This is a genomic window from Nocardia sp. NPDC050712 (assembly GCF_040654295.1).
Taxonomy (GTDB): Bacteria; Actinomycetota; Actinomycetes; order Mycobacteriales; family Mycobacteriaceae; genus Nocardia.
This window is the reverse complement of record NZ_JBFAHT010000001.1, coordinates 1248081-1273611: the sequence shown is the minus strand read 5'-3', so window position 1 is coordinate 1273611 and position 25531 is coordinate 1248081. Positions and strand designations below refer to the sequence as shown.

The window sequence follows — 25531 nt, the reverse complement described above, 5'->3', positions numbered from 1 at the left end:
AGGTTACCGCTGCGGTAGCGGGGCGTCGGCCTCCGCCGGCGGCCGCGGCCCGAAGATCCGGCGCTCGGCCTCCTCGATGCGAACATCGTTGATGCTGGCCTCGCGCCGCGACATCAGGCCCTCGGGGGTGAACTCCCACTGCTCGTTGCCGTAGCTCCGCCACCACCGGCCGGTGTCGTCGTGCCATTCGTACTGGAAGCGCACGGCGATGCGGTTGCCGTCGAAGGCCCAGAGGTCCTTGCGCAGCGCGTAACCGTTCTCGGTGGCCCACTTGCGGGTCAGGAAGTCGACGATGGCGGCGTGACCGGTGAAGAACTCGTCGCGATTGCGCCACACCGAATCCGCGGTGTACGCGGCGGCGACGCGTTCGGGATCGCGAGTGTTCCAGGCGTTTTCGGCGGCGCGCACCTTCGCCTCGGCGGAGTCCCGGTCGAAAGGGGGCAGGGGTGGTCGCATGAGGTTTCCTTCGTTCAGGCCAGCGGTGGATTGACCGGCGACAGTTCGGCCGGGCCCCACCGCAGCGGACCCCGGGATGCCACGACACCGGTGACGGTGAAGTCGATCGAACACTGTGAACCGACCGCGAACGTGCCCGATTCCCAGTTCAATTCGGCGGTGCCTGTGAGCTGTAGCGCACCGCCGGTCGTCCAGTCCGGGATCAGCAGCCCGCAGCGCGGGTCGACCGCGAGGTTGCCCAGCGTCATGAACATCGAGTTGCCCTGATAGTCCGGCCAGCGCAATCGCGTCGGGGAGAGCACGCGCAGAAAGCCGGGGTTGCCGCCGCGATGGGAGGCATCGGCGTTGCCGTCGGCATCGGCGGACGCGACGAAGAAGGTGTCGGCGGCGGCGATCGCGGCCTGCTGCGCCGGGTCGAGTTCGGTCCCCTGGCGGCCCTCGAACTCCGTGTCGCCCGGGTCGTAGGCCTGAATTTGCCTGCGGGATATGTACTTCGGGCAGTTCGAGTAGACCTGGTCGGTGCGGATTCGCAGCCCGCCCGCGACGGGTTCGGCGCGGCCGTTGAGCCGCATACGGCGGCGGCGCTGGGGTTGCAGGGCGATCATGCCGATCCGGGCGGGGGACGCCAGCGCTGTCCGCAGCGGGTCACCCGGCGCGAATGTCGCTTCGACAGCGATGGTTTCGTCGTCGACGGCGTGCACGAACCCGGGCGGTCCCGCGAGCTGACTCGCCCACAGCCGTCCGTGCTCGTCCGCGGCGCCGAGCACCACCATCGGCTGCTCGGCGAGGAAATCCGCTGCTACCGCGGGGATCTCGGGCCGGACCATGCGTCCGACCCGTTCGGCGATATGCGCCTGGCCCATGCGCTGTTGCACGGCCAGCTCGCCGGAATGGAAGGGTGCCATGCCAGTTCTCCTGTCCGAGCCCGAAGCCGGAGAACCTGGCGGTTGCTCGCCGGGCTACCGGTCCTGGACTCGCTCGTAGTCCTCGGGCGGCTGGTTGTCGCGCCGGCCGCGGTCGCTCTCGTCCACCCAGTCGGCCACCGCGGTGCCCGCGACCATTCCGTCGGTGCCCGGCAGGATGGTGTGCGGCCGCTCGTCCTTGTAGGACTCGACCATTTGCTCGGCCTGCTCGCGGTGCTTGTCCTGCACTTCCGGTTCCGGAGTGGCCTCGGGTGTATCCGATTCGGTCTGCTGCTGTTCCTCTGCGCTCATGTGGCTGGTCTGCCCGCCGCGGCGCCCGGCAAACGAGGCTCAGAAGAACCCGCAGGTCGGGGCCGCGCCGCTGGGCGCCGGCGCGGATTCGGCGCCGGTCGGGGCATAGATTTCGAGCCGGATCCCGTCCGGGTCGGTGAAGAAGATGCCGCCGGAGGACGCGCCCTCGCCGTGGCTGACCACACCGTCGTGGGCGAAGGTCACCGCCAGGTCGCGCAGCGTGGCTTCGATGGCGCGGACCTGCTCCAGGGTGTCGACCTGGAACGAAAGATGGTGCAGGCCGGGCGTTTCGGTGGAGAACGTGCCCGAAGCCTGCTGCCACAGCGTGACCAGGAGCTTCCCGTCCGCGCCGAGGAAGGCCCAGCGGCGTTCACCGTCCGTGTCGGCGGCGAGCTGCTCGAACCCCAGCGCGTGGCGGTAGAACTCGACCGAGCGGTCCAGATCGGCGACGTTGAGGCCGATGTGGCCGGTGACGAGCTGGGCGGAAGTCGCGGTGGTCATGAAGCCCTCCAGAGGTTCTAACCGGTATTATTGCTTGAGTAGTTAGAACATAGCTCGACTCCACGAAAGGGTCAACCGGTAAAATAAGTTTCAGTAGTTAGATGCCGTATCGACTCGAAGGAGACCGCTAATCTCAGGCATGCTCGATCCACGCCCGCACCTCGGTGAACCGCTCGCGCTGGACCTGCTCAACACCCGGTGGATGGACAACGGTCCCCAGGACCTGCTCACCGACGTGGCCGGTCTGCGCGTCTGGCTGACCACCGCGGGCATCGACGCGCCCGCCGACGAGCGCACCCTCGAGGCAGTGCTGGCCGCCCGCTCGGCCATCTACGACACCGTGCGGCACGCCGGTCACGCCGCGCTGAACGACGTGCTCGCGCACGGTCGAATCCGCCGCCTGCTCACCGAGTCCGGGCCGCGCGGGGTTCCCGAGGTCGGCGACGCGGCGTGGTTACCCGGCTGGCTCGCCGCCGACGACCTGCTGCACCTGCTCGAGCGGGCGCCCGATCGGATCCGGCAGTGCGCGCACCCGGACTGCGTGCTGTTCTTCTACGACACGTCCAAGAACGGGACGCGGCGCTGGCATTCGATGGCGACGTGCGGCAATCGCACCAAGGCGGCGCGGCACTACTCCGCGCAGCAGCGCGACTGAGGTCAGAACAGTTCGTCGAGCAAGCGGTAATAGTCCAGACGACGCTGGTCCGGGGCGTCCAGACCGTAGGCGGAGAAGAAGGCGGCGACCTCCTCGGCGCTGTGATGATCGCCCAGATCCCGGGCGGCCAGCGCCAGATCCCGATAGCGATCGGCGACACCGAGCGCGCCGACATCGAGCAGGATCGCACCCTCCAGCACATTGGCGGAGGTGTAATCACCATGCGCGACAACGAGATCCGTCTCGTCCGGCCGCTCGGCGCGCAACCGCGCGAGCACCTGCTCCGGGGTGCGGGCCTGATTGTCGTCGTCGAAGTCCTCGGCGTCGACCAGGCCTTCGAGCACGGCCCGCCGAGCCTGCGCGAGGGTGACGTCGAGGCGGCCGTCGAAGGGGCATTCGTCCACCGGGATGCTGTGCAGGCGGCGCAGCAGGGTGCCCATGATCGTGCCGACCGAGGGCCCGTCCGCAGGCCGCGCGACCGCCGAATCCGGCTCCGCGTCGTCATAGTCGTGCCCGCGAGCGGCCAAGCTCACCGCTCCGGCATCGGCGAGCAGCAACACCTCCGCTTCGAAGGCGGCGATCTCCGGTAGTCGGATTCCTCTGCCCCGCAACCATTCGAACCGCTCGTGTTCGGCGGCGGCGCGCGGGCCCCGCTTCATCCAATAGCCGCCGTTGACGAAAGCGACTCCGCCACTTTGCCCTTCGTGCTCATCGGAAAAGGTGGGTGCCGGCCCGACCAGCGCGACAATCGTGGGTGGCAGCGGAATCGGCGACTGCTCCAGCGTTATCAGCGCGATCCGCGTCGACTCGATCAGCTCGGCATCACCCTCGGCGATCCGCAGATGCTGGGCCTCGGCCAGCAAGGTTCGCGCCTCGGCCAACCGGCCCTGCTCGGCCAATGCCTTGCCCAGGTGCTGCACCGCGAACGACAGCAGCTCCGGCACGGGCGCGCACTGCCGGGCCGCGTCCACCGCCCGGCGGTACAGCACTTCGGCCGTGGCCACGTCACCCTGGTACCGGTAGACATCGCCGAGGTTGATCCACACCGAGATCCGGCGCTGCTCCCCCGACCCCAACCCGTCCGAGGCGCCGGCCTGCACCAGCTCGAGCGCCCGATCCAAATGGTCCAGCGCCTCCTCGAACCGCCCGAGCAGCATCAGCTCGATCCCGGTCTGCCGGAACCCGGCGAAATCATCCGGCGCGGACGCGGCCACCCGTGCCGCCAGCCCCGCGGGATCCACCGGGATCATCCGCTGCCGCTCGTCGAACCGGTACCGCGAGGTCACCAGCGCACCTTCGGCACATCGAACTCGGCGCACAGCGCCCGCCACACCTCGCGCGGGTCGACACCCGATTCGATGGCGTCCGCGCCCGTTCGCCCCAGCCCGGGAATCACGTGATCGCGTAGCAGCACATCGCCGCGCGCCGTCCCGAACTCGGTATGCAACAGCTCCTGGAACTCAGTCAACCGCATCGTGTTCAAGATACTCGCGCCGTCCCCGCCGCCCCAGTCCACCCGGTCAGCGACCAGAATGGGTCCATGTACGTACCGAAGGCCTTCACCGTCGCCGACGACGAGGTGCGGGAGCTATTGATCCAGCACGGCGCCGCGAACCTGATCACCCAGACGGCGGACGGCCTGCTCGCGACGCTGCTGCCGTTCGTCTACGACCCGGAAACGAACGTCCTGCGCGGCCACCTGGCCCGCAACAACCCGCAGTGGCGCGCTCCCGCCCTGGGCGAATCCCTGGCGATCATCAGCGGCCCGGACGCCTACATCTCCCCCTCGGCCTACGCGAGCAAGCGCGAGCACGGCCGGGTCGTCCCGACCTGGAACTACGTGACCGCCCACGTCTACGGTCACCTGAGGATCCACGACGACCCCGCCTGGCTGGCCGCCCTGCTGCGCCGCCTCACCGACAAGCACGAAGCCGCCTTCCCGGAGCCCTGGTCGATCGACGACACTCCCGAGGGCTTCGTCGCCGGGCAGCTACGCGCCATCGTCGGCGTCGAACTCACCATCACCCGGGTGGAAGCCAAAGCCAAACTCAGCCAGAACCGGCCGGCCGCCGACATCGACGGCGTCATCGAATCGCTGACCGCCCGTGGCGAATTCGCTTCCGCCGAGGCAGTCCGCGCGGCGCGCCCCAGCACCGAGCCCGGCCCACATTCCTAGCAGCGGCGCGAGCACGGCCCGGCGGCCCGACCCGAAGTGCCGCAGGCCCACCGCGACCGCAAGCTCCCGCCGACTCGGAGCATGCGCGCCGCTCGAGCCGACGCGATTATCAGGCAGACACGTTGTCGCGGACCTCGTGGCACAGCTCGATCGGGTCGGACACCTCCGCGAGGGTCATCGCGGCGGCTTCGGCGGCGGCGGTGTAGCGCGGGTGGTCGAGCATGGATTGCACGGCGGCGCGGATGGATTCGGCGCTGAGCGGGCGGACCAGGATCGAACTGCCTTGGCGGACCGCGCGGTTGGCGAGTTCCCACTGATCGCCGCCACCGGGGATGGTGACGATGGGGACGCCCGCGATCAGGGACTTGGCGAGCAAGCCGTGACCGCCGCCGCCGATGCAGACCGCCGCGTGGCCCAGCAGCTCGTCTTGGCGGCCGAGGCCCGCGGTGGCCCAGGACGGGAGGTCCGCGGGTGGCGTGTCGAGCATCGAAATAGCCACGCGCACACCGGTTCCGGCGAGCGCCTCCAGCACGGTTTCGACCATGCCCGCGATGCCGGTGTGCGCGGTGGACGGGGCGACCATCACCAGCGGGCCGTCACCCGGTGGTGGGGTCAGCACCTCCCTGGTGGGTTCCCAGAGCAGCGGGCCGATGACGTGGGCGTTGTCCGGCCAGTCCGGCCGGGGCACTTCCAGCGCGGGCAGGGTGGCGAGCAGCCGCCGGGCCGGGCCGGGGTCGGTGGCGGGCAGACCCACACTCTCCCTGGCATTTTCGCGCTGCCGCAAGCCATTGCGGATGTCGCGCGCGGTCAGGGTGCGCAGCACGTTGTCGCGCAGTTTGCCGCGCAGCCCCTCGCCGGGCGCGAGCCCACTGCCGATGGGCGGCAACGCCTTCGACGGCAGATACAGCGGATGCGGCGACAATTCCACCCACGGCACCCCGAGCCGTTCGGCCGCCATCCCGCCGCCCGCGGTGAGCACGTCCGAGACCACCAGCTCCGGCAGCATCGCGCTCAGATCCGGCATGATCTCCATCGAAATATGCGCGGCGCGTTCATGAATCCGCCGCCCGGCGTCGCCGTCGTTCTCCCCCGCCCGCGGCGCGAGCCCTTTGAGCTTGCGCACCGGGATCCCGGCATCCTTCGCCACCCCGAACCACCGCGGCCCGGTGAACAACACCGGCTCGTCCCCGGCCGCCAAAAACCGCTCACACAGCGCCAACGCCGGAAACGCATGCCCAGGATCCGGCCCGGCAACAACGGCTACACGCATGCGCTCAGACTGCCACACCCCCTCGGCCGGCGAACGACGCCGTACGCGATACCGGCGGACCGACCGCGCGCAATGCCGCCAACCCTTCCGGATGCTGCCGGCGCAGGTGCTTGAATGACTCTCGTGGAGCAAATTCCGGAGGACTGGCAGCGCGGCATCGTGATCGTCGCGCATCCCGACGACATCGAATACGGCGCCGCCGCCGCGGTGGCCCGCTGGACCGGACAGGGCAAGGACATCCGCTACGTGCTGGTCACCAGCGGTGAGGCCGGGATGGCCGGCGTGCCGCCCGCCGAGGCGGCCCCGCTGCGCGAAGCCGAGGAGATCGCCGCCGCGAAAGCGCTCGGCGTGCAGCAGGTCGAGTTCCTCGGCCACCCCGACGGCCGCGTCCAGGAGACCCTGGAACTGCGCCGCGATCTGGCCGCCGCGATCCGCCGCCACCAACCCGAAATGGTGGTGCTGTTCAACTTCGGCGACACCTGGGCACCCGGCTACGCCAACAGCGCCGACCATCGCGCCGTCGGCCGTGCCGCCCTGGACGCCATCTCCGACGCCGGGAACGAATGGATCTTCCCCGAACTCGCCGAGCAAGCCCCGTGGTCGGCTCGCTGGGCCGCCGTGGCCGGCCCCGGCGCCACCCACGCCGTCGATGTCGGCGAACAGCTCGACCAGGCCTTCGCCTCGCTCGCCGAACACCGCCGCTACCTGGAAATCCTCAGCTCCGACCCGCTCGATGCCCAGGTCCGCGCGATCGTCGACCGCGCCACCGGGCCGCTGCCCGGCTATCCCGCCGCCCACGCCGTCGGCTTCGAGCTGTACTACTTCGCGGGCTGATCCGCCCGCCGGACATGCGAAAGGGCCGCGGGCGGTCGACATCGACCGGCCCGCGGCCCCAGCGGTCCGGCTAGACCTTGTTGATGGTGGTCTTGTCCTCCGCGCCGGTGACCGCCTTGTACAGCAGGTACAGCCCGAACACGATGGCGCTGATCATCAGGATCGGGAACAGACCCTTGATCAGCGCACCGATGACCATGAACGCGATCCAGACGAGCGCGACCACACCGATGATCTTCCACAGCATTACTGCCTCCGTATGTCTCCGGAACCGTCGTCCAACGATCCGCACCTTCGACTCTGACAGTTTCCGGCCGGGAAATCACCAGGTCAGCAGCGATATCGGTGAAAGATCGGGGAAGACCCTGAGAGGCGGGCCCCGACCGGACTAGGGGGCCGCGGCGGTGCAGTTGACCACCGCGTACAGCCCGCTCGCGGTCTGCTCGGCGACGGTGCGGCCGTTGACGGTGATCCGGCAGGTGATGTCGCCGATGCCGTTGCGCTGGGCGTTCAGGGCCAGGGCCAGGCTGGGGGCGCTCACCCGCTTGCGCCAGGGCAACGGCGTGGAGACCTCCGTCCGCAGCATATTGTCGCCGCCGACGTAGGCCACGCTGTGCGCGGTCCCGGTGGAAGCGGTGACCTCGTAGGTGATCGACCCGGCCGGCGGTAGCGGCTCCTGATCGACGAGGGCAAGCGGTCCGGCGGCGCCCTCGGCGACGACCGCGACGGCGAGCGCGACCAGCCCGAAGCCGACGGTCAGCAGGCACGCCACCAGCATCCCGGCGCGAGCGCTCCCGCGCCGGCGCTCGGGCGGCGTTTCCGCCGGTATCTGCCCCGGCCACCGCTGATCAACCACGACCGAACGATATGCGCCCCGGCCGACCGGCCCTAGCCACTCGGCGAAACGTTGGAGCTTCGACGATCAGGCAGACGCGCCGATATGCGAGATCACAAAATCAGGGCAGGCGCTCGATCCGCACGGTCGGATCGTTCCATTGCTGCTGGCCGGGAAACGCGCCCGCGCCCAGCGGCCGATCGGCGACCTCGGTGAGCGCTTGCGCCCAGCCGTCCAGCCGGTCGGCGGCATGCCGCAGATCCGCCACGATGGTGTCGAATTGGTGTGCCACGACCAGGGTTTCGGGCACCGCGAGCACGCCGCCGGCGGCCGCGACCACCTGCTCGTACTCCGCGACGCCGGCCTCCAGGCGGGTCACCGCGAACTGCACGTTGCCGCGCAACGCGTTCGCGGCGGCCGGCCCGACGGCGATCACGGCGCGTTCCATCTCCACGATGTCGACCGAGAGCGCGTGCAGCGCCTCCGCGCCGGAGGCGGCCGTCTCGACCATCTCGGCGAATTCGTCCTGCGGCAGCCGGCTGGAGCGGCCGATCGCGGCCGTCAGCCCGTACATGGCGCGCTCGGCCTGACCGAGCCGGGTGATCGCCGGGCGGGCGGCCGAACCGAGCGGTGGCTGCTTGCGCGGCACATAGGCGGCCATCGGCAGCGGGGCGCCGCGCAGCCGCAGGTAGCGCCGGGTGGTGTAGGCGGCGCCGGTGACCAGCGCCACCGCGACCCCGCCCAGGAACACCACCGCACCGATCGGCGCCGAGATGACCACCAGTCCGACCGCACCCGCGGTCGTCAACCCGGAGGCGGTGCCGAGGTGGAAGCTGGCCCGGCGCGCGCGACGGCGCTTGCGCAGTTCCCGTTCCCGGGGGTCGGCCCATTTGCGGACCGCGGTCAGCGCGGTCTCGCCCACCTCACGCAGGGATTCGGGCAGATTCGACGGTGGCACACCGGAACCCGACGGCACGACGGGCAGCCGCTGACCGGGCTGCGGGTGAATTCGCTTGCGGCTCATCGATGGAGTTCCTAGCGCGTCGATCCGAGGCCTACGCCTGGCCCTTCTCGTACCGTACCTCGGTCTGCGCCGACTGTGGCTGAGCGGGCTTGATGGCCTGCTGGTCGCCGCCGGCGGGCAGCGCCTCCCCGCGCATGGAGGCGCGGATCTGCTCCAGCTTGCTGTGACCGGCCATCTGGATGCTGGCCTGCTGGACCTCCAGCATGCGGCCCTGCACCGAGTTCTGCGCGAGCTCGGCCGAGCCCAGCGCGTTGGCGTAGCGGCGCTCGATCTTGTCGCGGACGGCGTCCAGGCTGGGGGTGTTGCCGGGCGCGGACAGGGTCGAATCCATCTGCTGCAGCGAGGCGCTGACCTGCTCCTGCATCTTGGCCTGCTCGAGCTGGCTGAGCAGCTTGGTGCGCTCGGCGACCTTCTGCTGCAACATCATCGCGTTCTGCTCGACGGCCTTCTTGGCCTGCGCGGCGGCCTGCAGCGACTGGTCGTGCAGCACCTTCAGGTCTTCCACCGACTGCTCGGCGGTGACCAGCTGCGCGGCGAAAGCCTCGGCGGCGTTGGTGTATTGGATCGCCTTCTCGGTGTCGCCCGCGCCCGACGCCTGATCGGCGAGCGTGACCGCCTGCCGGGCGTTGGCGTTGAGCTTCTCGACCTCGTCCAACTGCCGGTTCAGCTTCATCTCCAGCTGACGCTGGTTGCCGATGACCGACGCGGCCTGCTGCGAGAGGGCCTGATGCTGGCGCTGGGCTTCCTCGATAGCCTGCTGGATCTGCACCTTCGGATCCGCATGCTCTTCGATCTTCGAGTCGAAGAGGGCCATCAGGTATTTCCAGGCCTTGACGAACGGATTAGCCATCGATTGATCCCGCCTCCATGTGCTCCTACCGCTGCCCGCGGTAGTCGGTGCGCGACCGTCACGCACCCGTCTGTGCCTATCCTCCACTATGCGCGGCTCGGACCGGGCGAACCCGGCCCGAGCGAGCACCTATCCACGGAAAATCTATCCGCTTCCGGCGCCGCACAGCAGTGCGGCGCCGTTGTCCACCAGAACTTCTCAGTTGCTCTTGACCAGGATCAGCATGTCCGACTTGGGCGCCGGAATGACGATTCTGGTGTCCTCGGCGATCCGCGAACCCCGGGGCCCGGCCGCGGACATGGCGGCGGCCGCGGGCTCGGTGGCGCCCTCGCCCGCCGGGGCCGCGGCCGGTTCGGCTGCGGCGGTGCGCTCTTCGCTCGCGGGCGCGGCCTCGGCCGGGACGGGGATGCCGTCCGCGCCGGCCATGATCGTGCTCACATCCCAGAGCACGCGGGAGAGCGGCACGTCCAGCGCCGCGCAGATGGCGGCCAGCAGTTCGCTCGAGGCTTCTTTGCGGCCTCGCTCGACTTCGGACAAATACCCCAAACTCACCCGGGCTGAAGTGGACACCTCGCGCAAGGTCCGGTGCTGGGCGAGGCGTGCACGCCGCAGACTGTCCCCGATCGCCTCTCGAAGCAGCGTCATCACGTTCTCCTTCGCTCCCAGTATGCGGTGGACCGGCAGGTTCCCGGTCAACCGCTCCAACGGACCCGCACGGCAACTCCACGCCGGACGCGCACCCGTTCTTTCTGGCACAACGTCGGACGCGTACCGGTGAGTTCCCGCCCTCCTGAACTCACCGACTGGACAGTCAGCCCGCTCGGACGCACCGGAGCAATTCCCGCACCGCGATGTGGGTCGCGGCGATTCTGATAGTCCACCGGTCGCCCGGGAGTTGCAACCGGATCACCTCGGTGTGCCACGGACTGGACACGCCGAGAAACACCGTGCCGACCGGATGCCCGCCCTGCGAGTCGGGACCGGCCACCCCGGTCAGGCCGCAGCCCCAGGTGGCATCGCACCTGGTCCGGGCGCCGACGGCGAGCTGCTCGGCGGTGCTCGCGGCGACCGGCCCCTCGGTCCGCAGCAGGTCCGCGCTCACCCCGGCGAGCGTGTGTTTCAACTCGGTCGCGTAGACGATCAGGCCGCCGCGCAGGACCGCGCTGGCGCCGGGAACACCGGCGATGGTGGCCGAAAGCAGGCCCGCGGTGAGGGATTCGGCGGTGGCGACGGTCTGCTCGCGGGTAGCCAGCTCCCGCACGAGATCGGCGACGGGCACCCCGGCGACCAGCGGATCCGAGCTCATCGGGTGCTGTGCGCTCCGGCGAACCACACCCGGGCGGCCTGGGCCAGATAGTCCAGGCCGGTGTAGACCGTCAGCGCGACGGCCAGGTACATCAGCCACATACCCGCCGTGAGGAAATTGTCCGGCAGCGGCAGCACCAGCACCGCGATCGCCAGCGACTGCACCAGCGTCTTCAGCTTCCCGCCGCGCCCGGCCGGGATCACCCCGCGGCGCACGACCACCAGCCGCAACAGCGTCACACCGATCTCGCGGCCGCAGATGACCAGCGTGATCCACCACGCCAGATCGCCGAGCATCGACAAACCGATCAGCGCCGAACCGATCAGCGCCTTGTCGGCGATGGGGTCGGCGAGCTTGCCGAAATCGGTGACCAAACCGTATTTGCGCGCCAGTTGCCCGTCGAAGCGATCGGTGATGGCGGCGATGCCGAACAGCGCGGCCGCCACGATCCGCCAGCCGGGCTCGTGACCGCCGTCGGTGAACAGCGCGAGCACGAAGACCGGAACGATCGCGATCCGGAACATGGTCAGCACGTTCGCGATGTTCATCAATGGCACGTTGGGTTCGGCGTGCACAGGCACGAACCCCGAGCGCACCGGCTGCTCCACCCACGCCTTATCGATCTCGTCGGGTTGCACGCTCATACCCTCGCCTCGCCGGCACCCAGGCGCTGCTCGGTCGTGCCCCACCCCTGCGCGCTACGACTGCACACGCCGACCGACACGCGGGCAGCGCGAGGCGAACAGAGCGGGGGGATGTGCGGCACACGTTCAGCCTATCGGTAACCGACCCGACTACTGTGCACCCCATGACCTCTCGGGGACCACAGGGTGGTTCGACCAGCGACGCCTATCCGGGCGCATCGATGGATGCGCAGTCCGCCACGCCGGTGGTACGACGCGCTCGAACCTCCGATGTCCCCGCGATCAAGAACCTCGTCGACGTGTACGCGGGCAAGATACTGCTGGAAAAGAACCTGGTCACGCTGTACGAGGCGGTCCAGGAGTTCTGGGTCGCCGACCTGGGCGGCCGGGTCGTCGGCTGCGGCGCGCTGCACGTGCTGTGGGCCGATCTCGGTGAGGTGCGCACGGTCGCGGTGCACCCCGACGTCAAGGGCCACGGCGTCGGGCGGCTGATCGTGGAACAGCTCATCACGGTGGCCCGGCAGCTGGAACTGCGGCGGCTGTTCGTGCTCACCTTCGAGGTGGACTTCTTCGCCCGCCACGGCTTCGCCGAGATCGACGGCACCCCGGTGACCGCCGAGGTGTTCGCCGAGATGTGCCGCTCCTACGACACCGGCGTCGCCGAGTTCCTCGACCTCAGTTATGTGAAACCGAACACGCTCGGCAACACTCGTATGTTGCTCACCCTCTGACAGAAAGAGATCCGCTGTGCCGACTTTTGCCGTCGACTACACCTACGCCGAGACCACCGTCCCCGGCCGCGACACCCACCGGCCGGAGCATCGGGCCTGGCTCGGGGAGCTGGCCGAGGCCGGCGTGCTGCTCAGCAGCGGGCCCTACGGTGACGGTTCGGGCGCGCTGCTGCTGTTCCGCGCGGAGAGCGCGGGCGCGCTGACCGAGCTGCTGGCCAAGGACCCGTTCGCGCGCGAGAGCCTGATCGAGGCGGTCCGCGTGCTCGAGTGGAGCCCGACCATCGGCGAGCGTTTCGAGGCCTGAGACGACAAAAACCCGCACACCCTCGGGGTGTGCGGGTTTTTCGTCGGTGGGCTAGCTCTGCTTCACCGCGCCGCGGGTCTTGATCAGGCTGGCGACGGTAGCCACGACCAGGATGCCCAGGATCACGCCGAGCGAGGCCGGGGTCGAGATCTCCGGGACGCTGACGTGCTCGCCGCCGTTGATGAACGGCAGGGTGTTCTCGTGCAGCGCGTGCAGCACCAGCTTCACGCCGATGAACGCGAGGATCGCGGCCAGGCCGTAGGACAGGTAGACCAGGCGGTCCAGTAGTCCGCCGATGAGGAAGAACAGCTGGCGCAGGCCCATCAGAGCAAACGCGTTGGCGGTGAACACCAGGTAAGGCTGCTCGGTGAGACCGTAGATAGCGGGAATCGAGTCCAGCGCGAACAGCAGGTCGGCGAAGCCGATGGCCAGCAGCGCGAGCAGCAGCGGGGTCAGGGTGCGGCGGCCGTCGATGCGGGTGATCAGCTTGTCACCGTGGTACTCGTCGGTGGTCGGCAGGAACCGCTTGGCCAGCGCGACCACCCGGCTGTCACGTTTCTCCTCGGCCTCCTCCTCGTGACCGCTCTCCTTGAGCAGCTTGGCGGCGGTGTAGATGAGGAAGGCGCCGAACAGATAGAACACCCAGCTGAAGGCGCTGATCGCGGCGGCGCCGACGCCGATGAAGATGCCGCGCATGACCAGCGCCAGCACGATGCCGATGAGCAGCACCTTCTGCTGGTAGATCCGCGGCACCGCGAAGGTGCTCATGATGATGAGGAAGATGAACAGGTTGTCGACCGAGAGCGCTTTCTCGGTGACGAAGCCCGCGTAGTACTCCCCGGCGTAGGTTCCGCCCCACTGCCAGGCGACGAAGCCACCGAACAGCAGTGCGATGCCGATGTACACCGCCGACCAGAAGCCGGATTCGCGGAATGTCGGCTCGTGCGGAGTCCGGACGTGGGCGAAGAAGTCGAAGACGAAGAGTCCGAGGATCACCAACACGGTGATCGCCCAGGTCAAGGTGGTCACATGCATGCGTCAGCCCGATCGGCTTGGGGTCTCATGGCGTCCATAATGCCCGAATTGTCCATTTCTGTCCGCTAGCGGGGTATTTGCTGACCATAATCCCACATCGCCGCAGGTAGCTGGGCACGCTTGCGGGCCCGCCAGCAAATCTCGCCGGCAAACCCAACCGGACAACTGAGACGGCACGCCGGAAAAGAGGTTCCGAGTACCGATTTCGGGTGTTAGCGTGATAGTTGGCAACTTCGCAGACCACCAACCCGGAAGGGCGGCAGCATGATCCGGCAGTCCACCCCGCGCTCACTCGCGAGCACCCGGTGTGGTTTCGTCCGGCTATCGGCCACCCGGCAGGCCCGCCTCGCGCGTGCCCGGAGCCGCCCCTGAGGTCGCCACCACCCGGACCTCTCGGGGTCACTCCGGCGCCAACGCCAGGAGTGGCCCCTTTTTCGTAGCCAGGATCGGGGATTCACGCCCCGCTATCCCCGCTCCCTCGTAGCCCAATTGGCAGAGGCGCCGGCATTAGGAGCCGGTTGTTGCGAGTTCGAATCTCGTCGAGGGAACCAGGTTTGTACCGCCGGGTGAATTATCCTCCGTCGCACCGATATTCACTGCCGCCCCGACGCGCGTATGCTGCCGTCGGGCACGTCCGGCGTGCCCGTTCGAATGTGATGGAGGACAGATGGCTCCGGACTCCCGTCGGTCGCACCGGCCCTGGTATGAGCCCACCGAGGTGATCGAGCCGGTCCGTGTCGCGCCGCCGCTCCCCCGCCGCAGCCGGGTGCAGCCGATTCTCATCGGGCTGACGGCGGTGACGGTGGCCGCCGGGGTCACCGCGATCAGCCTGTGGGCCAGCGGGTTCTTCGAGGGATCGAGGGGCGGGCCGAGCCCCTCGGCGACAGCGGCGCCGACGACCGCGGCAGGTACCAGTTCGCCGCGCACCGCGCAGGTTCCGGTGCCCGGCGCGGTGCTGGCCGCGGTGACCAGTTGGATCCAGGCGGGCACGCCGGTCGATCCGGCGCCGTTCCACACCGCGACCGCGGAGGACGGCAAACCCACCGATCTGGGCGCGGCCGTCGCCTTCGTCAGCCCGACCAAGAAGATCCGCTGCATGTCGCCGCGTGACGCGGACAACCCCCGCCCGGGGATGACCTGCCTGGTGCAGTTCGACAACGAGCCCGCGCGGCCGCCGAGCCTGCCGCCCGAGGGCAACTGGGTCGGCGGCTGGACCGTCTTCGGCGCGGGCGCGGTCGGTATCGGCGCGCTGCGCGGCGATCCCGGTGACTTCACCCTCGGCGACGGCCCGGTCCTGAACTACGGCAGCCGCCTCAGCTTCAACGAATTCGACTGCCGGATGGATCAGGCCGGACTGTTCTGTGTCGACCAGAAGGCGGTGGCCGGGATACGGCTCAGCTCCTCGGGAGCCGAACCCTACGGGTGCCTCAGCGATCGCCCGTCGAACGAGCACGCCATCGCCTTCGCTTGCGCGGCGGCCACCGCCGCACCGCCCCGATAGACCTCGATTGCCCAGGTAGAAAATAGGTTTCGGTGTGACGGCCGCACCTGTAGCGTTATAGCCAACAGTTCAGAGCACCACACAGCGGAAGGACACGGCCATGATCTTGCGACAGCGACGTAGCCGCCTCCGCCTGTGGGGTCGCCTCTAGGTCTCTGCTCGCAGCAGACCTTCAAGGGGTCACTCCGCGGCTTTCCTAGCCAGGAGTGGCCCCTTTCTCATTCCCTCGTAGCCCAACCGGCAGAGGCGCCGTACTCAGAATGCGGTTGTTGCGAGTTCGACTCTCGCCGAGGGAACGTCGACCAACCCGTGTAGCTCAGCGGAAAGAGCAGCGCCTTCCGAGGCGAAGGTCGGTGGTTCGAATCCACCCATGGGTACCGGAACCGTTCCGGACAACTGAACATGCCCGTGTAGCTCAGTGGAGAGAGCGCCGCCTTGCGGAGGCGGAGGCCGGTGGTTCGAACCCACCCATGGGCGCGCAAGTGATCGCTCGTGAACAACCCCGTGCCCCCGCACGGGTTCGCGTCTGTAGCTCAAGCGGAAGAGCACCCGTCTACGAAGTGGGTGGCTGGAGGTTCGAGTCCTCCCAGGCGCACCGATGGAGTGTGGTGTAAGCGGCAGCATGGCGGATTTTGGTTCCGCCGGATCAGGTTCGAGTCCTGGCACTCCAGCCAGCCCACCCGACCTCGCTCGGGCTATTCGTCGTCGGTGGGCGCGTCGCCGCCACGGATGGACAGCAGCAGCCCGTCGAGTTCGTCGGGCTTGATCAGGACGTCGCGGGCCTTGGAGCCTTCGGAGGGGCCGACGACGCCGCGGGTTTCCATCAGGTCCATCAGGCGGCCGGCCTTGGCGAAGCCGACGCGGAGCTTGCGTTGCAGCATCGAGGTGGAGCCGAACTGGGAGGTGACGACGAGTTCGACGGCCTGCAGCAGGACATCGAGGTCGTCGCCGATGTCGGCGTCGACGTCCTTCTTCTCGCCGGTCTTGGCGGCGGTGATGCCCTCCTGGTAGTCCGGCTCGGCCTGGTTCTTGGCGAAGTCGACCACGCCGTGGATCTCTTCGTCGCTGATGAACGCGCCCTGCAGGCGAGTCGGTTTGCCCGCGCCCATGGGCAGGAACAGGCCGTCGCCCATGCCGATCAGCTTCTCGGCGCCCGGCTGGTCCAGGATGACGCGGGAGTCGGTCAGCGAGGAGGTGGCGAAGGCCAGGCGGGAGGGCACGTTGGTCTTGATCAGGCCGGTGACCACGTCGACCGACGGCCGCTGGGTGGCCAGCACCAGGTGGATGCCGGCGGCGCGGGCCTTCTGGGTGATCCGGACGATGGCGTCTTCCACGTCGCGCGGGGCCGTCATCATCAGGTCGGCGAGCTCGTCGACGATGGCGAGGATGTACGGATAGGGCCGGTAGACGCGCTCGCTGCCGAGCGGGGCCGTGATCGCGCCGGACTTCACCTTCTTGTTGAAGTCGTCGATATGGCGGACCTTGTTGGCCTGCATGTCCTGGTAGCGCTGCTCCATCTCCTCCACCAGCCAGGCCAGCGCGGCGGCGGCCTTCTTCGGCTGGGTGATGATGGGCGTGATCAGGTGCGGAATGCCCTCGTACGGCGTGAGTTCCACCATCTTCGGGTCGATCAGGATCATCCGGACCTCGTCCGGGGTGGCGCGTTGCAGCAGCGACACCAGCATCGAGTTCACGAAACTCGACTTACCGGAACCGGTGGAGCCCGCGACCAAGAGGTGCGGCATCTTCGCCAGGTTCGCGGAGACGAAATCGCCCTCGATGTTCTTGCCGAGGCCGATCACCAGCGGGTGGTGGTCGTTGCGGGTCGAGGGCGCCTTGAGCACGTCGGCCAGGCGGACCAGCTCGCGATCGGAGTTGGGCACCTCGATGCCGACGGCGGACTTGCCGGGAATCGGTGCGAGCAAGCGCACGTTCTCGGTCGCCACGGCATAGGCGATGTTGCGGGCCAGCGCGGTGATCTTCTCGACCTTCACGCCGGGCCCGAGCTCGACCTCGTAGCGGGTGACCGTCGGGCCGCGCACGAATCCCGTGACCGCCGCGTCGATCTTGAACTGCACCAGCACCTCGGTGATCGCCTCGATCATCGATTCGTTGGCGGCACTGCGCTTCTTGGGCGGATCGCCGTCGGTGAGCAGGTTCATCGGGGGCAGCGTGTAATCGCCCTCGATGACCCGCTCCGGAACGAATTCGGGTTCCTTCGGCGGGGGCGGCGGGGTCTGATCGGTGACCTTGGGCGGCGCCGGGCGCTTGCGCGGTTTCGGCGCGGCCGCCTCGGGTTCGTCGGTGCCGAATTCGGCGGCCGTGGCGATGGTTTTCGCGTCCCGCAGCGGCGGGGCGGCCAAGGCCTCGGTGGCCGCGTCGGGATCGCCGAATTCGTCGGGGGGATAGTTCTCGGCGGGTGTGCGACCGCGCCGGCGGGACCGGCCGCGGTGCAGCGGGAAGCCGTCGGCGTCGTAGTCGGCGGGTTCGAAATCGCCGTGCTCGCCGCGGTAGTCGCCGTATTCGTCGCCGCCGCTGGCGGTGCCGAAGTACTCACGCAGGCGCTGCGGCACCTCGCGCACCGTAGTGCCGGTGAGCAGCAGTACGCCGAAGATGATGGCCAGCAACAGGATCGGGACCGAGAGCCAGGCGGTGAGGCCGTCGGTGAGCGGGCCGCCCACCACGAAACCCACGAAACCCGCGGCGCGGGAACGGCCGTGCGCGTCGTCGGGTGCGCCGGCGGCCAGGTGCCACAGGCCCAGCATCGGCAGGCTCACCAGTAGGCCGCCGAGCACCAGACGGGGCCGGATCTCCGGATGGGGTTCGGTGCGCATGAGGATGACCGCCAGTCCCGCGCAGGCGAACGGCAGACCGGCCGAGGCCGAACCCGACACCCAGCGGATGGCCTCTTCGACCCAGCGGCCGACCGGGCCGCCGGCCGAGAGCCACACCGCGGCCGCGACGATGCCGCTGACCGCGATCAGGGCCAGCGCGATGCCGTCGCGCCGATGACCGTGTTCGATATCGCCGGCGCGGCTCAGCGTGCGGGTGGTGGCGCCGAGGCCGCGGGCGAGCATGTTCCAGCCGCTGCTGACGGTGCGGCTGAAGACCGCGAGGGGCGCGGTGTTGGAGCCGCGCGCGGTGCGGGCGGCCGGTCGGCGCGGCGGGGTGGCCCGGGCGCGGGGCGCGGGGCCGGTGCGGCGCTGGGCGGGACGTGGGGCGGCGGAACGCGGTGTGGTCGAACGAGACCGAGACGTGGTGGTCCTCCCTCCGGCTGCCCCCTGCTGCGCTTCCGACCGAGACCGAGATGTGGCAGTGCTGCGCGCTCTGGCCGCTCCCGTTTGCTGTGCTTCCCGCCCGGTTCCCGCCCGTGACCGAGGCGTCGCGGTGTTGCGGGACTTACCTGCCATTGCTTCAGGCTAGCCGCAAAGGCCCCATCCAGACCATCCGCAACACTGGTATCGGGCGTCTCAGCTGCCGAAAACCGGGATTCCGGGCTGGTCGGGGCCTAATTCAGACCGAACGGTCGAGTTCGAGGACCGCACGCACCGCGTCGGGTTCGCCCGTGGTTTCGACCCGGACCTCGTCGCGACCGAAGGCGTGCAGCAGCAATTCCGACGGTGTACCGGTCAGTGTCACCTCCGGCCCGGAGGTGGTCTTCGCAGCCGCGCTGCGCCCGTCCGGCGTCCGGAGCACGAGGGTGACCGGGGACTTGCGGTAGGACATCTTCGCCATCCGCGACACCATGTTCCACAGCTTCGTCTCGTCGGCCGCCGGCAACTCCCGCGGCTCCCAGCCGGGCGCGCCGCGGCGCACATCCTCGTGATGGACGAACATCTCACTGAGATTGGCGATCGCGTCGACCGGCTTGAGCGGCGACCACCACGGCGGCCCGGTCCGCACCAGCTCGAGCAACTCGTCGAACGGCTTGCGTGCCGTCTTCTCCTGCACCGAATCCAAGTGCCCGGCAAGGGGTTTGAGCAGAATGCCGGGCGCGGCGTCGGGCCGGCGCTCGCGAACGATCAAGTGCGCGGCCAGATCTCGCACCGTCCAGGTCCCGCAGAGCGTGCCCGCGTCGGGACCCGCCTGCCTCATCGCTTCCACGAGTGCTGCCCGTTCGCGCTGCGCCATGCTCATACCGCTGAACATAGCCGAGTGTCCGAACTTTACACATCGCCGACTCAGACACGCCCTTGTCGAATCCTTATGAGATGCCTTCGTTCCGCAATACCGGGCTGGCGTCCATGTTGTCGCAAATGTACGTTGTGGACTGGTCAGGTTGGGGGGCCAGTTCCGCACCTCCACTAGATCCGGGGTAATCACATCAATGGAGGGCACTCACACGTGAAGAAGTTCATCACCGCAGCCACCACCATGGTCGCCGTCGGTGCGGCACTTGCCGTTTCGGCACCCGCCGCGCAGGCGCAGGGCGGTGGATACTACGGGGCGATTTCCACCGGCAGCAACGGCCGGTGGAGCATCACCAACAACTACAACGGCTTCCAGGAGGCCGAGGGCGCCGCCAACGGGGCCTGCGGGCCGGGCTGCTCGGTTCTGCTGTCCTGGCGCAACGGCTGTGCCGTGCTGGTCGCCCGCAAGAACCCGCGGTCCACCACCTGGCAGGCCTCCTCGCGGTCCAACTACGGCGCCGCCCGGGATGCCGCGCTGGCCCGGCTGGCCGGCAGCCACGTCGTGACCTGGCGCTGCACCAACGGCTACAGCTAGCACCCAGACCTACGCGCCGCGCCGGATCCCGGGCGGCGAACACTTTTCATCGAGGGGAACACGTGAAACTCCGATCCATTCGCGCCGCGGTCGCCATCGCCGCCGCCGCTTCCGTGCTCACGCTGGGTGCGTGCGGCTCCGACAGCGGTGACTCCGCCGCTCCGAGCGCGACGCCGACCACCGCGGGGCAGTTCGAGGAGGGCACCAAGGCCGGCGAAGCGGTCGAGGCCGAGGGCGAGCTGACCACCACGCCGCCGCCGAACCTGCCCAAGCCGACCGCCGCGGAGTTGAACGAGAAGATCAACAAGGCGTTCGACTCCTCGGTCGGCGAGCAGGAGAAGATCAGCTGGGTGCAGGACGCCGAGAAGGATCCGCAGCTGGTCGACAAGCTGGTCGACGCCGCCAAGAAGAACAAGGTGAAGGTCGAGATCACCGGCGTGCAGGAGCCCAAGGACGGCAAGCTGAAGGCCGACGCCAACGTCACCATCGACGGCGCGCCGGTCGAGAACGCCTTCGTGGAGTTCGTGGCCGAGACCGAGGGCTGGAAGGTGTCGAACCAGTTCACCTGCAACATCGTGCGCGCGGCGAAGCTGGATTCGGCCGCCTGCCAGGCGAAGTAGGCCCGGACAACACGAAAGCGCCGGGAAGCCAAGGCTTCCCGGCGCTTTGCTGTGTGGCTCAGACCTCGATGACGGTGGGCACGATCATCGGGCGGCGACGGTAGACGTCGGCAACCCAGCGCCCGACCACCCGGCGCACGCTCTGCGCGATGCGATGGGCGTCGGTGACGTTCTCCCCCGCCAGCCGCAGCAGGTCCGCCTCGACCAGGGCCAAGGCGTCGCTGAGCGCGGACGGATCGTCGGAGAACCCGCGGCCGTTGAGCTCCGGCGTGCTGACCGCCTTGCCGGTGGTGGAGTCGATCGCGACGGTGATCGAGATGAAACCGCCCTCGCCGAGCACCAGACGATCCGACAGGGTCGACTCGCCGACATCGCCGACCGAGAGGCCGTCGACGTAGACGTGCCCGACCGGGTACCGGCCCACGATGGAGGCGATGCCGTCGACCAGGTCGACCACCACGCCGTCCTCGGCCAGCACCACGCGCTCCTCGGGCACACCGGTGGCCACCGCCAGCGCGGCGTTGGCGCGCAGGTGCCGCCATTCGCCGTGCACCGGCATGGCATTGGTGGGCCGCACCGCGTTGTACAGGTACAGCAGCTCGCCCGCGGACGCGTGCCCGGAGACGTGCACCTTCGCGTTCTGCTGGGTGATGACGGTGGCGCCGAGCCGGGCCAGGCCGTTCACCACGGCGAACACCGAGTTCTCGTTGCCGGGGATCAGCGAGGACGCCAGCACCACGAGATCGTCGGAGCGGATGTGGATCTGGCGGTGCTCACCGCGCGCCATCCGCGACAGCGCCGAGAGCGGTTCGCCCTGCGAGCCGGTGGAGATCAGCACCAGGCGATTACCCGGCAGCGTGGCCGCGACCTCGAGGTCGACCTCCAGGCCGTCGGGCACCCGCAGGTAGCCGAGATCCTGCGCGATCTGCATATTGCGGACCATCGAGCGGCCGATGAAGCAGACCCGCCGCCCGTGCCGCTCGGCCACGTCGACCACCTGCTGGATGCGGTGCACGTGGCTGGCGAAGGAAGCGATGATGACGCGGTTCTTGGCCTTGCCGATCACCGTGTCCAGCACGCCGCCGATCTCGCGCTCCGGGGTGACGAAGCCAGGAACCTCGGCGTTGGTGGAGTCGACCAGGAACAGGTCGACGCCCTCGTCGCCCAGGCGGGAGAACCCGGCCAGGTCGGTGAGGCGGCCGTCCAGCGGCAGCTGATCGAGCTTGATGTCACCGGTGTGCAGCGCGACACCCGCGGGGGTGCGGATCGAGACGGCCAGCGCGTCCGGAATCGAGTGGTTGACGGCGAAGTACTCGCACTCGAACGGGCCGTGGATGGTGGTCTCGCCCTCCACGACCTCCATCAGCTTCGGCTGCAGCCGGTGCTCACGGCACTTGGCCGCGATCAGCGCGAGGGTGAACTTGGCGCCGATGATCGGGATGTCGGAGCGCAGGCGCAGCAGGAACGGCACCGCGCCGATGTGGTCCTCGTGGCCGTGGGTGAGCACGACGGCGACGATGTCGTCGACGCGGTCCTCGATCGGCTTGAAGTCGGGCAGGATCAGGTCGACGCCGGGCTGCTGGTCCTCGGGGAAGAGCACGCCGCAGTCGACGATCAGCAACTTGCCGCCGAACTCGAAGACGGTCATGTTGCGGCCGATTTCACCGATACCGCCGAGCGCGAAGACGCGCAGGCCGTTCTTCGGCGCCTTGGGCGGCAGGCCGAGGCGATCCTGCGCGGCCTTCACCGGGGCCTGTGCGGGCGGCTGGTCGCGGCGGCCGCGGCCACCACCCTGACGGCCGCGGTTGCCCCGGCCGGACTGATTGTCGCGGCCGGACTGGCCGTTGCCCTGCTGACCCGACTCGGGCGCGGACTTCTTGGCCTTCGGCGCTTCTTCGGCCTTGGCCTTCTTCCGGGCGGGCGGCGCCTCGGGTTCGGCGTGCATCACCGGCTCGGGGTGCGATTCCTTGACCGCCGGGGCCGGCTGTTCGATGCGCTTGGGCGCGTCGGGCTGCACGGGGGCGGGTGCGCCGGCCTCGCGACTGGCGCTGCGGCGACGGGGCGGACGGGACGAAATGGGCTCGGTCATGCAAGTACCCCCGCCAGGCGCAGGTCGGCGGCCAGCTGGTCCAGCTGGTCGGAACTCGGCATCAACTGCGGCAACCGTGGTTCGCCGACTTCTACGCCGAGCAAGCGCAGACCTCCCTTGCTCATCGCGACGCCGCCGAGACGGGCCATCGCGGTATTGAGGGCCAGCATGCTCACATTGAGCGCGCGGGCGCGGGCCACATCTCCGGCGGAGTAGGCCTCGTGCAGTTCGCGCAGGCGTTCGGGCACCAAGTGACCGATGACGCTGATGAACCCGGCCGCGCCGATGGACAGCCACGGCAGGTTCAGCGAGTCGTCGCCGGAGTAGAACTTCAGGCCGGTGCTGGCGATCAGGTCGGCGCCGGCGTTCAGATCGCCCTTGGCGTCCTTGACCGCGACGATGTTCGGGTGCTCGGCCAGGGTGCGGATGGTGTCCGGCGTGATCGGGACGACCGAGCGAGGTGGAATGTCGTAGAGCGTGATGGGCAGATCGGTGGCGTCGGCGACCGCGGTGAAGTGCGCGATCAAGCCGTCCTGGGTGGGGCGGGAGTAGTAGGGGGTGACCACGAGCAGACCGTGGGCCCCGGCGCGCTGCGCGTTTCTGGCAAGTTCGATCGAGTGCGCGGTGTCATAGGTACCGGCCCCGGCGATCACGGTGGCGCGATCGCCGACCGCGTCCACGACGGCGTTGAGGAGATCGAACTTCTCCGACTCGGTGGTCGTCGGCGATTCCCCGGTGGTGCCGGAGATCGCGAGCAGGTCGATACCGCGGTCGACCAGACGGGCGGCCAGGGCAACACCGGCATCGACGTCCAGCTTGCCGTCGGCACTGAAAGGGGTCACCATTGCGACACCGACCGTGCCGGACGCACTGCGCGGTGTTGGCGTCGATTCACCGTTCGTCATGGTCAGAAAGGCTACCCGGTCCAGAGATCAGGAACGACATCCTGACCGCCGATCGGCCAGCCCGCGCTGGTGATTCACCTCCCACTTCCCCCGACCTGACATCAATCCGCCCTTGAATGACATCAGCAATGACGTCACACTGGTGTCATGGATCTGAACAAGTACACCGCCCGGCTGCGCGACGACCTCATCGCGGCCGCCGCGCTGGGCGACGAGAAGACGCAGTCCACCGCTGCCGCCCTGGCCGCGGCCACCGAGAGCTCTGCGCGCCTGGCCCTGCTGGCCGCCCTCTCGGACCTGGCCGCCGAGGTCAGCGCCGAGCTCGGCGACCGCACCGTGCACGTCTCGGTCGACGGCACCGACGCCACCGTCGACGTCCGCAAGAACGCCGGCTCCGACGAACCGCCGACCTTCGAGGAAATGACCGGTGACATCAGCCGTGTCACCCTGCGCATGGTCGAGCAGCTGAAGTCCAAGGCCGAAGAGGCGGCGCAACAGAGCAATATGTCACTCAACGGCTGGCTGCAGAACACCGTCAGCGACGCGCTGCGGCACCAGATGGGCTACGGCAGCCGGTCCAAGCGCGACAGCGGGTACGGCAAGACCGACAACTGAGCTCAGAGCAGGGGCGTGAGATCGCCCTTGGCCCCGATCACTATCTCGTCGAGCTCGAGCCAATCGGCCATCTCGCGCAGCGAATCCCGTAGCGCCGCAGCCGTTCGCGGGGTGTCGTGCCCGGGTTCGGCGAAGGCGCCCGGCACCAGCAGGCGGCCGCTGGCGCGTTCGGCGCGCAGGTCGACCCGGCCGACGAGTTCACCGTCCAGCAGGAACGGGAAGACGTAATAGCCGTGCACCCGTTTGGGTTCCGGGGTGTAGATCTCGATCCGGTAGTGGAAGTCGAAGATCCGCTCGGTGCGCGGGCGGAAGAAGATCAGCGGATCGAACGGGCACAGCAGGGCCGCGCCCTCGATCGCGCGCGGCGTCTTGGCGCCGGTGTGCAGGTAGGCCGGTTTATCCCAGCCCGTCACCTCGACACGTTCCAGCTCACCCGCGTCGATCAGCTCCGCGATCGCGGGCTCGGTCTGGGAGCGGTGCATGCGGTAGTAGTCACGCAGGTCGGGTTCGGTCGCGATGCCCAAAGCCGTTGCCGCGCGGCGGATCAGCTCGCGGTAGGCGTCGGCGTCGGCGACCCGGCGCGCCAGCACCTCCGGCGGGACGACCCGCTCGGTCAGGTCGTAGTGCCGGGTGAAGCCGACGCGTTTGTCCACCGACAGCTCACCGCTGGCGAACAACTGCTCGCAGATCATCTTCGTGTCGCTGAAATTCCAGCCCCAGTGGTCCTTGGCGCGCGGCTTGTCCAATTCCAGATGACGCTCCACCACACCGGCCGGCGACGGGCCCACCGAGCGGATGACATCGAGAATGTCCTTGCCCAGCGTCGGGCTGTGCTCGAGCACCCGCTTGGCCGCCTGCCAGCGGCCGTCCTGATATTTCGCCATCCGCCAGCGCATCAGCGGCCAATCCTCGACCGGCAGCAGTGCGGCCTCGTGCGCCCAGTACTCCACCAGCCGCCGCGGCTTACGGGCGTTGTGACTCCAGGCGGCGGCATCGAGCAGATCGCGGTCGTAGGCGCCGATCCGGCTGAAGACCGGGGCGTAGTGCGCGCGCACCACGGCGGAGACCGAATCTATTTGCAGCAGCTGGGTTCTGTTGAGCACATCCAGAATCGCCCGGCGGTTGGTGACCGCCGGTTTGCGCTTGCCGAACCCCTGCGCCGCCAACGCCGTCCGGCGTGCGGCCGCCGCACTCATCCTTCGCACCCGAGAAACAATGCCACGGGGGTACGACAAGTCGCC

The 25531-nt window shown here is 68.9% G+C and carries 29 protein-coding genes and 6 tRNA genes; 15 read left to right on the top strand and 20 right to left on the bottom strand.

The window, feature by feature from the left end; translation table 11 throughout:
• Positions 1–3: 3 nt before the first annotated feature.
• Genes AB0H76_RS06160 through AB0H76_RS06145 form a run of 4 tightly spaced genes read right to left on the bottom strand, consistent with a single transcriptional unit; the run spans position 4 to position 2171 of the window.
• The gene (locus AB0H76_RS06160; RefSeq protein ID WP_357318053.1) at positions 4–456 is read right to left on the bottom strand and encodes a nuclear transport factor 2 family protein; all 453 of its coding nucleotides are present in this window, start codon (positions 454–456) and stop codon (positions 4–6) included.
• A gap of 14 nt (positions 457–470) precedes the next feature.
• The gene (locus tag AB0H76_RS06155; protein WP_357318050.1) at positions 471–1361 is read right to left on the bottom strand and encodes a pyridoxamine 5'-phosphate oxidase family protein; all 891 of its coding nucleotides are present in this window, start codon (positions 1359–1361) and stop codon (positions 471–473) included.
• Positions 1362–1415: 54 nt separating this feature from the next.
• On the bottom strand, positions 1416–1670 hold the full coding sequence (locus AB0H76_RS06150) for a hypothetical protein (protein ID WP_357318047.1): 255 nt from the start codon (positions 1668–1670) through the stop codon (positions 1416–1418).
• A gap of 39 nt (positions 1671–1709) precedes the next feature.
• Positions 1710–2171 (bottom strand): VOC family protein, encoded by a 462-nt coding sequence (locus tag AB0H76_RS06145; RefSeq protein WP_357318044.1) that lies wholly within the window; start codon positions 2169–2171, stop codon positions 1710–1712.
• A 139-nt stretch (positions 2172–2310) separates the two neighbouring features.
• Between AB0H76_RS06145 and AB0H76_RS06140 the strand changes: the two genes are divergently transcribed.
• Positions 2311–2826: a CGNR zinc finger domain-containing protein gene (locus AB0H76_RS06140; protein WP_357318041.1), complete on the top strand. Its 516-nt coding sequence runs from the start codon at positions 2311–2313 to the stop codon at positions 2824–2826.
• A 2-nt stretch (positions 2827–2828) separates the two neighbouring features.
• Here the strand turns inward: AB0H76_RS06140 and AB0H76_RS06135 are convergent, their stop codons facing one another.
• Positions 2829–4112, bottom strand: coding sequence for a phosphotransferase (locus AB0H76_RS06135; RefSeq protein ID WP_357318038.1), 1284 nt, complete (start codon positions 4110–4112; stop codon positions 2829–2831).
• Complete coding sequence (locus AB0H76_RS06130) at positions 4109–4300, bottom strand: DUF3046 domain-containing protein (RefSeq protein ID WP_357318035.1); 192 nt, start codon at positions 4298–4300, stop codon at positions 4109–4111. Before AB0H76_RS06130 ends, AB0H76_RS06135 begins: the two co-directional genes overlap by 4 nt.
• Before the next feature lie 66 nt (positions 4301–4366).
• On the opposite strand from AB0H76_RS06130, the gene AB0H76_RS06125 reads away from it, so the two are divergent.
• A complete protein-coding gene (locus AB0H76_RS06125; protein WP_357318032.1) occupies positions 4367–5002 on the top strand; it encodes an FMN-binding negative transcriptional regulator in 636 nt (211 codons plus the stop codon).
• 109 nt (positions 5003–5111) lie between these two features.
• Here AB0H76_RS06125 and AB0H76_RS06120 read toward each other — a convergent pair whose 3' ends face one another.
• Positions 5112–6272 (bottom strand): nucleotide disphospho-sugar-binding domain-containing protein, encoded by a 1161-nt coding sequence (locus AB0H76_RS06120; RefSeq protein WP_357318029.1) that lies wholly within the window; start codon positions 6270–6272, stop codon positions 5112–5114.
• A gap of 123 nt (positions 6273–6395) precedes the next feature.
• Here AB0H76_RS06120 and AB0H76_RS06115 point away from each other — a divergent pair, with 123 nt between their 5' ends.
• The gene (locus AB0H76_RS06115; protein ID WP_357320450.1) at positions 6396–7106 is read left to right on the top strand and encodes a PIG-L deacetylase family protein; all 711 of its coding nucleotides are present in this window, start codon (positions 6396–6398) and stop codon (positions 7104–7106) included.
• A gap of 70 nt (positions 7107–7176) precedes the next feature.
• On the opposite strand, the gene AB0H76_RS06110 is transcribed toward AB0H76_RS06115, so the two are convergent.
• The 7 genes from AB0H76_RS06110 to pgsA form a co-directional block, all read right to left on the bottom strand.
• Positions 7177–7353 carry a hypothetical protein gene (locus AB0H76_RS06110; RefSeq protein WP_357318026.1) on the bottom strand — a complete coding sequence of 59 codons (177 nt, stop codon included), beginning with the start codon at positions 7351–7353 and terminating at the stop codon, positions 7177–7179.
• Positions 7354–7494: 141 nt separating this feature from the next.
• Positions 7495–7962: an MmpS family transport accessory protein gene (locus AB0H76_RS06105; RefSeq protein WP_357318023.1), complete on the bottom strand. Its 468-nt coding sequence runs from the start codon at positions 7960–7962 to the stop codon at positions 7495–7497.
• A 100-nt stretch (positions 7963–8062) separates the two neighbouring features.
• Positions 8063–8965, bottom strand: coding sequence for a hypothetical protein (locus AB0H76_RS06100; RefSeq protein WP_357318021.1), 903 nt, complete (start codon positions 8963–8965; stop codon positions 8063–8065).
• A gap of 31 nt (positions 8966–8996) precedes the next feature.
• On the bottom strand, positions 8997–9815 hold the full coding sequence (locus AB0H76_RS06095; RefSeq protein WP_357318018.1) for a PspA/IM30 family protein: 819 nt from the start codon (positions 9813–9815) through the stop codon (positions 8997–8999).
• Positions 9816–10013: 198 nt separating this feature from the next.
• Positions 10014–10463 carry a helix-turn-helix transcriptional regulator gene (locus AB0H76_RS06090; protein WP_357318015.1) on the bottom strand — a complete coding sequence of 150 codons (450 nt, stop codon included), beginning with the start codon at positions 10461–10463 and terminating at the stop codon, positions 10014–10016.
• Positions 10464–10626: 163 nt separating this feature from the next.
• A complete protein-coding gene (locus AB0H76_RS06085) occupies positions 10627–11121 on the bottom strand; it encodes a CinA family protein (RefSeq protein WP_357318012.1) in 495 nt (164 codons plus the stop codon).
• Positions 11118–11765 (bottom strand): CDP-diacylglycerol--glycerol-3-phosphate 3-phosphatidyltransferase, encoded by a 648-nt coding sequence (gene pgsA / locus AB0H76_RS06080; protein WP_357318009.1) that lies wholly within the window; start codon positions 11763–11765, stop codon positions 11118–11120. The genes AB0H76_RS06085 and pgsA overlap by 4 nt, the downstream gene beginning before the upstream one ends.
• A gap of 221 nt (positions 11766–11986) precedes the next feature.
• Between pgsA and AB0H76_RS06075 the strand changes: the two genes are divergently transcribed.
• Together AB0H76_RS06075 and AB0H76_RS06070 are read left to right on the top strand one after the other, a co-directional pair.
• Complete coding sequence (locus AB0H76_RS06075) at positions 11987–12496, top strand: amino-acid N-acetyltransferase (RefSeq protein WP_357320447.1); 510 nt, start codon at positions 11987–11989, stop codon at positions 12494–12496.
• Positions 12497–12512: 16 nt separating this feature from the next.
• Positions 12513–12800, top strand: a complete 288-nt coding sequence (locus tag AB0H76_RS06070) for a YciI family protein (RefSeq protein WP_357318006.1) — start codon at positions 12513–12515, stop codon at positions 12798–12800.
• A 51-nt stretch (positions 12801–12851) separates the two neighbouring features.
• Here AB0H76_RS06070 and AB0H76_RS06065 read toward each other — a convergent pair whose 3' ends face one another.
• Positions 12852–13835 carry a TerC family protein gene (locus AB0H76_RS06065; protein WP_357318003.1) on the bottom strand — a complete coding sequence of 328 codons (984 nt, stop codon included), beginning with the start codon at positions 13833–13835 and terminating at the stop codon, positions 12852–12854.
• Positions 13836–14309: 474 nt separating this feature from the next.
• Between AB0H76_RS06065 and AB0H76_RS06060 the strand changes: the two genes are divergently transcribed.
• From AB0H76_RS06060 to AB0H76_RS06030, 7 genes are all read left to right on the top strand, one after another.
• Positions 14310–14386 (top strand) — tRNA-Leu (locus AB0H76_RS06060).
• Positions 14387–14502: 116 nt separating this feature from the next.
• The gene (locus AB0H76_RS06055; RefSeq protein ID WP_357318000.1) at positions 14503–15336 is read left to right on the top strand and encodes a hypothetical protein; all 834 of its coding nucleotides are present in this window, start codon (positions 14503–14505) and stop codon (positions 15334–15336) included.
• A gap of 222 nt (positions 15337–15558) precedes the next feature.
• A tRNA-Leu gene (locus AB0H76_RS06050) sits at positions 15559–15632 on the top strand.
• A gap of 9 nt (positions 15633–15641) precedes the next feature.
• Positions 15642–15713 (top strand) — tRNA-OTHER (locus AB0H76_RS06045).
• A 27-nt stretch (positions 15714–15740) separates the two neighbouring features.
• Positions 15741–15813 (top strand) — tRNA-Arg (locus tag AB0H76_RS06040).
• Between the two features lie 45 nt (positions 15814–15858).
• A tRNA-Arg gene (locus tag AB0H76_RS06035) sits at positions 15859–15931 on the top strand.
• 4 nt (positions 15932–15935) lie between these two features.
• Positions 15936–16010: transfer RNA gene (locus AB0H76_RS06030), tRNA-Gln, on the top strand.
• A 21-nt stretch (positions 16011–16031) separates the two neighbouring features.
• On the opposite strand, the gene AB0H76_RS06025 is transcribed toward AB0H76_RS06030, so the two are convergent.
• Positions 16032–18746 carry a DNA translocase FtsK gene (locus tag AB0H76_RS06025; protein ID WP_357317997.1) on the bottom strand — a complete coding sequence of 905 codons (2715 nt, stop codon included), beginning with the start codon at positions 18744–18746 and terminating at the stop codon, positions 16032–16034.
• A 103-nt stretch (positions 18747–18849) separates the two neighbouring features.
• Positions 18850–19473: a TIGR03085 family metal-binding protein gene (locus AB0H76_RS06020; RefSeq protein WP_357317993.1), complete on the bottom strand. Its 624-nt coding sequence runs from the start codon at positions 19471–19473 to the stop codon at positions 18850–18852.
• Between the two features lie 207 nt (positions 19474–19680).
• Here AB0H76_RS06020 and AB0H76_RS06015 point away from each other — a divergent pair, with 207 nt between their 5' ends.
• Together AB0H76_RS06015 and AB0H76_RS06010 are read left to right on the top strand one after the other, a co-directional pair.
• On the top strand, positions 19681–20061 hold the full coding sequence (locus AB0H76_RS06015; RefSeq protein WP_357317990.1) for a DUF4189 domain-containing protein: 381 nt from the start codon (positions 19681–19683) through the stop codon (positions 20059–20061).
• 62 nt (positions 20062–20123) lie between these two features.
• Positions 20124–20681: a hypothetical protein gene (locus AB0H76_RS06010; protein ID WP_357317987.1), complete on the top strand. Its 558-nt coding sequence runs from the start codon at positions 20124–20126 to the stop codon at positions 20679–20681.
• A gap of 58 nt (positions 20682–20739) precedes the next feature.
• Here AB0H76_RS06010 and AB0H76_RS06005 read toward each other — a convergent pair whose 3' ends face one another.
• Together AB0H76_RS06005 and dapA are read right to left on the bottom strand one after the other, a co-directional pair.
• Complete coding sequence (locus tag AB0H76_RS06005; RefSeq protein WP_357317984.1) at positions 20740–22770, bottom strand: ribonuclease J; 2031 nt, start codon at positions 22768–22770, stop codon at positions 20740–20742.
• Positions 22767–23675 carry a 4-hydroxy-tetrahydrodipicolinate synthase gene (gene dapA / locus AB0H76_RS06000; protein WP_357317981.1) on the bottom strand — a complete coding sequence of 303 codons (909 nt, stop codon included), beginning with the start codon at positions 23673–23675 and terminating at the stop codon, positions 22767–22769. The genes AB0H76_RS06005 and dapA overlap by 4 nt, the downstream gene beginning before the upstream one ends.
• Positions 23676–23822: 147 nt before the next feature.
• Between dapA and AB0H76_RS05995 the strand changes: the two genes are divergently transcribed.
• Positions 23823–24290: a hypothetical protein gene (locus tag AB0H76_RS05995; protein ID WP_357317978.1), complete on the top strand. Its 468-nt coding sequence runs from the start codon at positions 23823–23825 to the stop codon at positions 24288–24290.
• A gap of 2 nt (positions 24291–24292) precedes the next feature.
• On the opposite strand, the gene AB0H76_RS05990 is transcribed toward AB0H76_RS05995, so the two are convergent.
• Positions 24293–25495: a crosslink repair DNA glycosylase YcaQ family protein gene (locus AB0H76_RS05990; protein ID WP_357317975.1), complete on the bottom strand. Its 1203-nt coding sequence runs from the start codon at positions 25493–25495 to the stop codon at positions 24293–24295.
• Positions 25496–25531 lie beyond the last annotated feature (36 nt).

Excerpts from the sequence above, each read along its gene's own strand:
- AB0H76_RS06140 (WP_357318041.1), top strand. The coding sequence starts at position 2,311 with ATGCTCGATCCACGCCCGCACCTCGGTGAACCGCTCGCGCTGGACCTG.
- AB0H76_RS06155 (WP_357318050.1), bottom strand. The coding sequence starts at position 1,361 with ATGGCACCCTTCCATTCCGGCGAGCTGGCCGTGCAACAGCGCATGGGC.
- AB0H76_RS06025 (WP_357317997.1), bottom strand. The coding sequence starts at position 18,746 with ATGGCAGGTAAGTCCCGCAACACCGCGACGCCTCGGTCACGGGCGGGA.
- dapA (WP_357317981.1), bottom strand. The coding sequence starts at position 23,675 with ATGACGAACGGTGAATCGACGCCAACACCGCGCAGTGCGTCCGGCACG.
- pgsA (WP_357318009.1), bottom strand. The coding sequence starts at position 11,765 with ATGAGCGTGCAACCCGACGAGATCGATAAGGCGTGGGTGGAGCAGCCG.
- AB0H76_RS06160 (WP_357318053.1), bottom strand. The coding sequence starts at position 456 with ATGCGACCACCCCTGCCCCCTTTCGACCGGGACTCCGCCGAGGCGAAG.
- AB0H76_RS06055 (WP_357318000.1), top strand. The coding sequence starts at position 14,503 with ATGGCTCCGGACTCCCGTCGGTCGCACCGGCCCTGGTATGAGCCCACC.
- AB0H76_RS06110 (WP_357318026.1), bottom strand. The coding sequence starts at position 7,353 with ATGCTGTGGAAGATCATCGGTGTGGTCGCGCTCGTCTGGATCGCGTTC.
- AB0H76_RS05995 (WP_357317978.1), top strand. The coding sequence starts at position 23,823 with ATGGATCTGAACAAGTACACCGCCCGGCTGCGCGACGACCTCATCGCG.
- AB0H76_RS06120 (WP_357318029.1), bottom strand. The coding sequence starts at position 6,272 with ATGCGTGTAGCCGTTGTTGCCGGGCCGGATCCTGGGCATGCGTTTCCG.
- AB0H76_RS06150 (WP_357318047.1), bottom strand. The coding sequence starts at position 1,670 with ATGAGCGCAGAGGAACAGCAGCAGACCGAATCGGATACACCCGAGGCC.
- AB0H76_RS06085 (WP_357318012.1), bottom strand. The coding sequence starts at position 11,121 with ATGAGCTCGGATCCGCTGGTCGCCGGGGTGCCCGTCGCCGATCTCGTG.
- AB0H76_RS06095 (WP_357318018.1), bottom strand. The coding sequence starts at position 9,815 with ATGGCTAATCCGTTCGTCAAGGCCTGGAAATACCTGATGGCCCTCTTC.
- AB0H76_RS06065 (WP_357318003.1), bottom strand. The coding sequence starts at position 13,835 with ATGCATGTGACCACCTTGACCTGGGCGATCACCGTGTTGGTGATCCTC.
- AB0H76_RS06020 (WP_357317993.1), bottom strand. The coding sequence starts at position 19,473 with ATGAGCATGGCGCAGCGCGAACGGGCAGCACTCGTGGAAGCGATGAGG.
- AB0H76_RS06005 (WP_357317984.1), bottom strand. The coding sequence starts at position 22,770 with ATGACCGAGCCCATTTCGTCCCGTCCGCCCCGTCGCCGCAGCGCCAGT.
- AB0H76_RS06145 (WP_357318044.1), bottom strand. The coding sequence starts at position 2,171 with ATGACCACCGCGACTTCCGCCCAGCTCGTCACCGGCCACATCGGCCTC.
- AB0H76_RS06100 (WP_357318021.1), bottom strand. The coding sequence starts at position 8,965 with ATGAGCCGCAAGCGAATTCACCCGCAGCCCGGTCAGCGGCTGCCCGTC.
- AB0H76_RS06125 (WP_357318032.1), top strand. The coding sequence starts at position 4,367 with ATGTACGTACCGAAGGCCTTCACCGTCGCCGACGACGAGGTGCGGGAG.
- AB0H76_RS06075 (WP_357320447.1), top strand. The coding sequence starts at position 11,987 with ATGGATGCGCAGTCCGCCACGCCGGTGGTACGACGCGCTCGAACCTCC.
- AB0H76_RS06130 (WP_357318035.1), bottom strand. The coding sequence starts at position 4,300 with ATGCGGTTGACTGAGTTCCAGGAGCTGTTGCATACCGAGTTCGGGACG.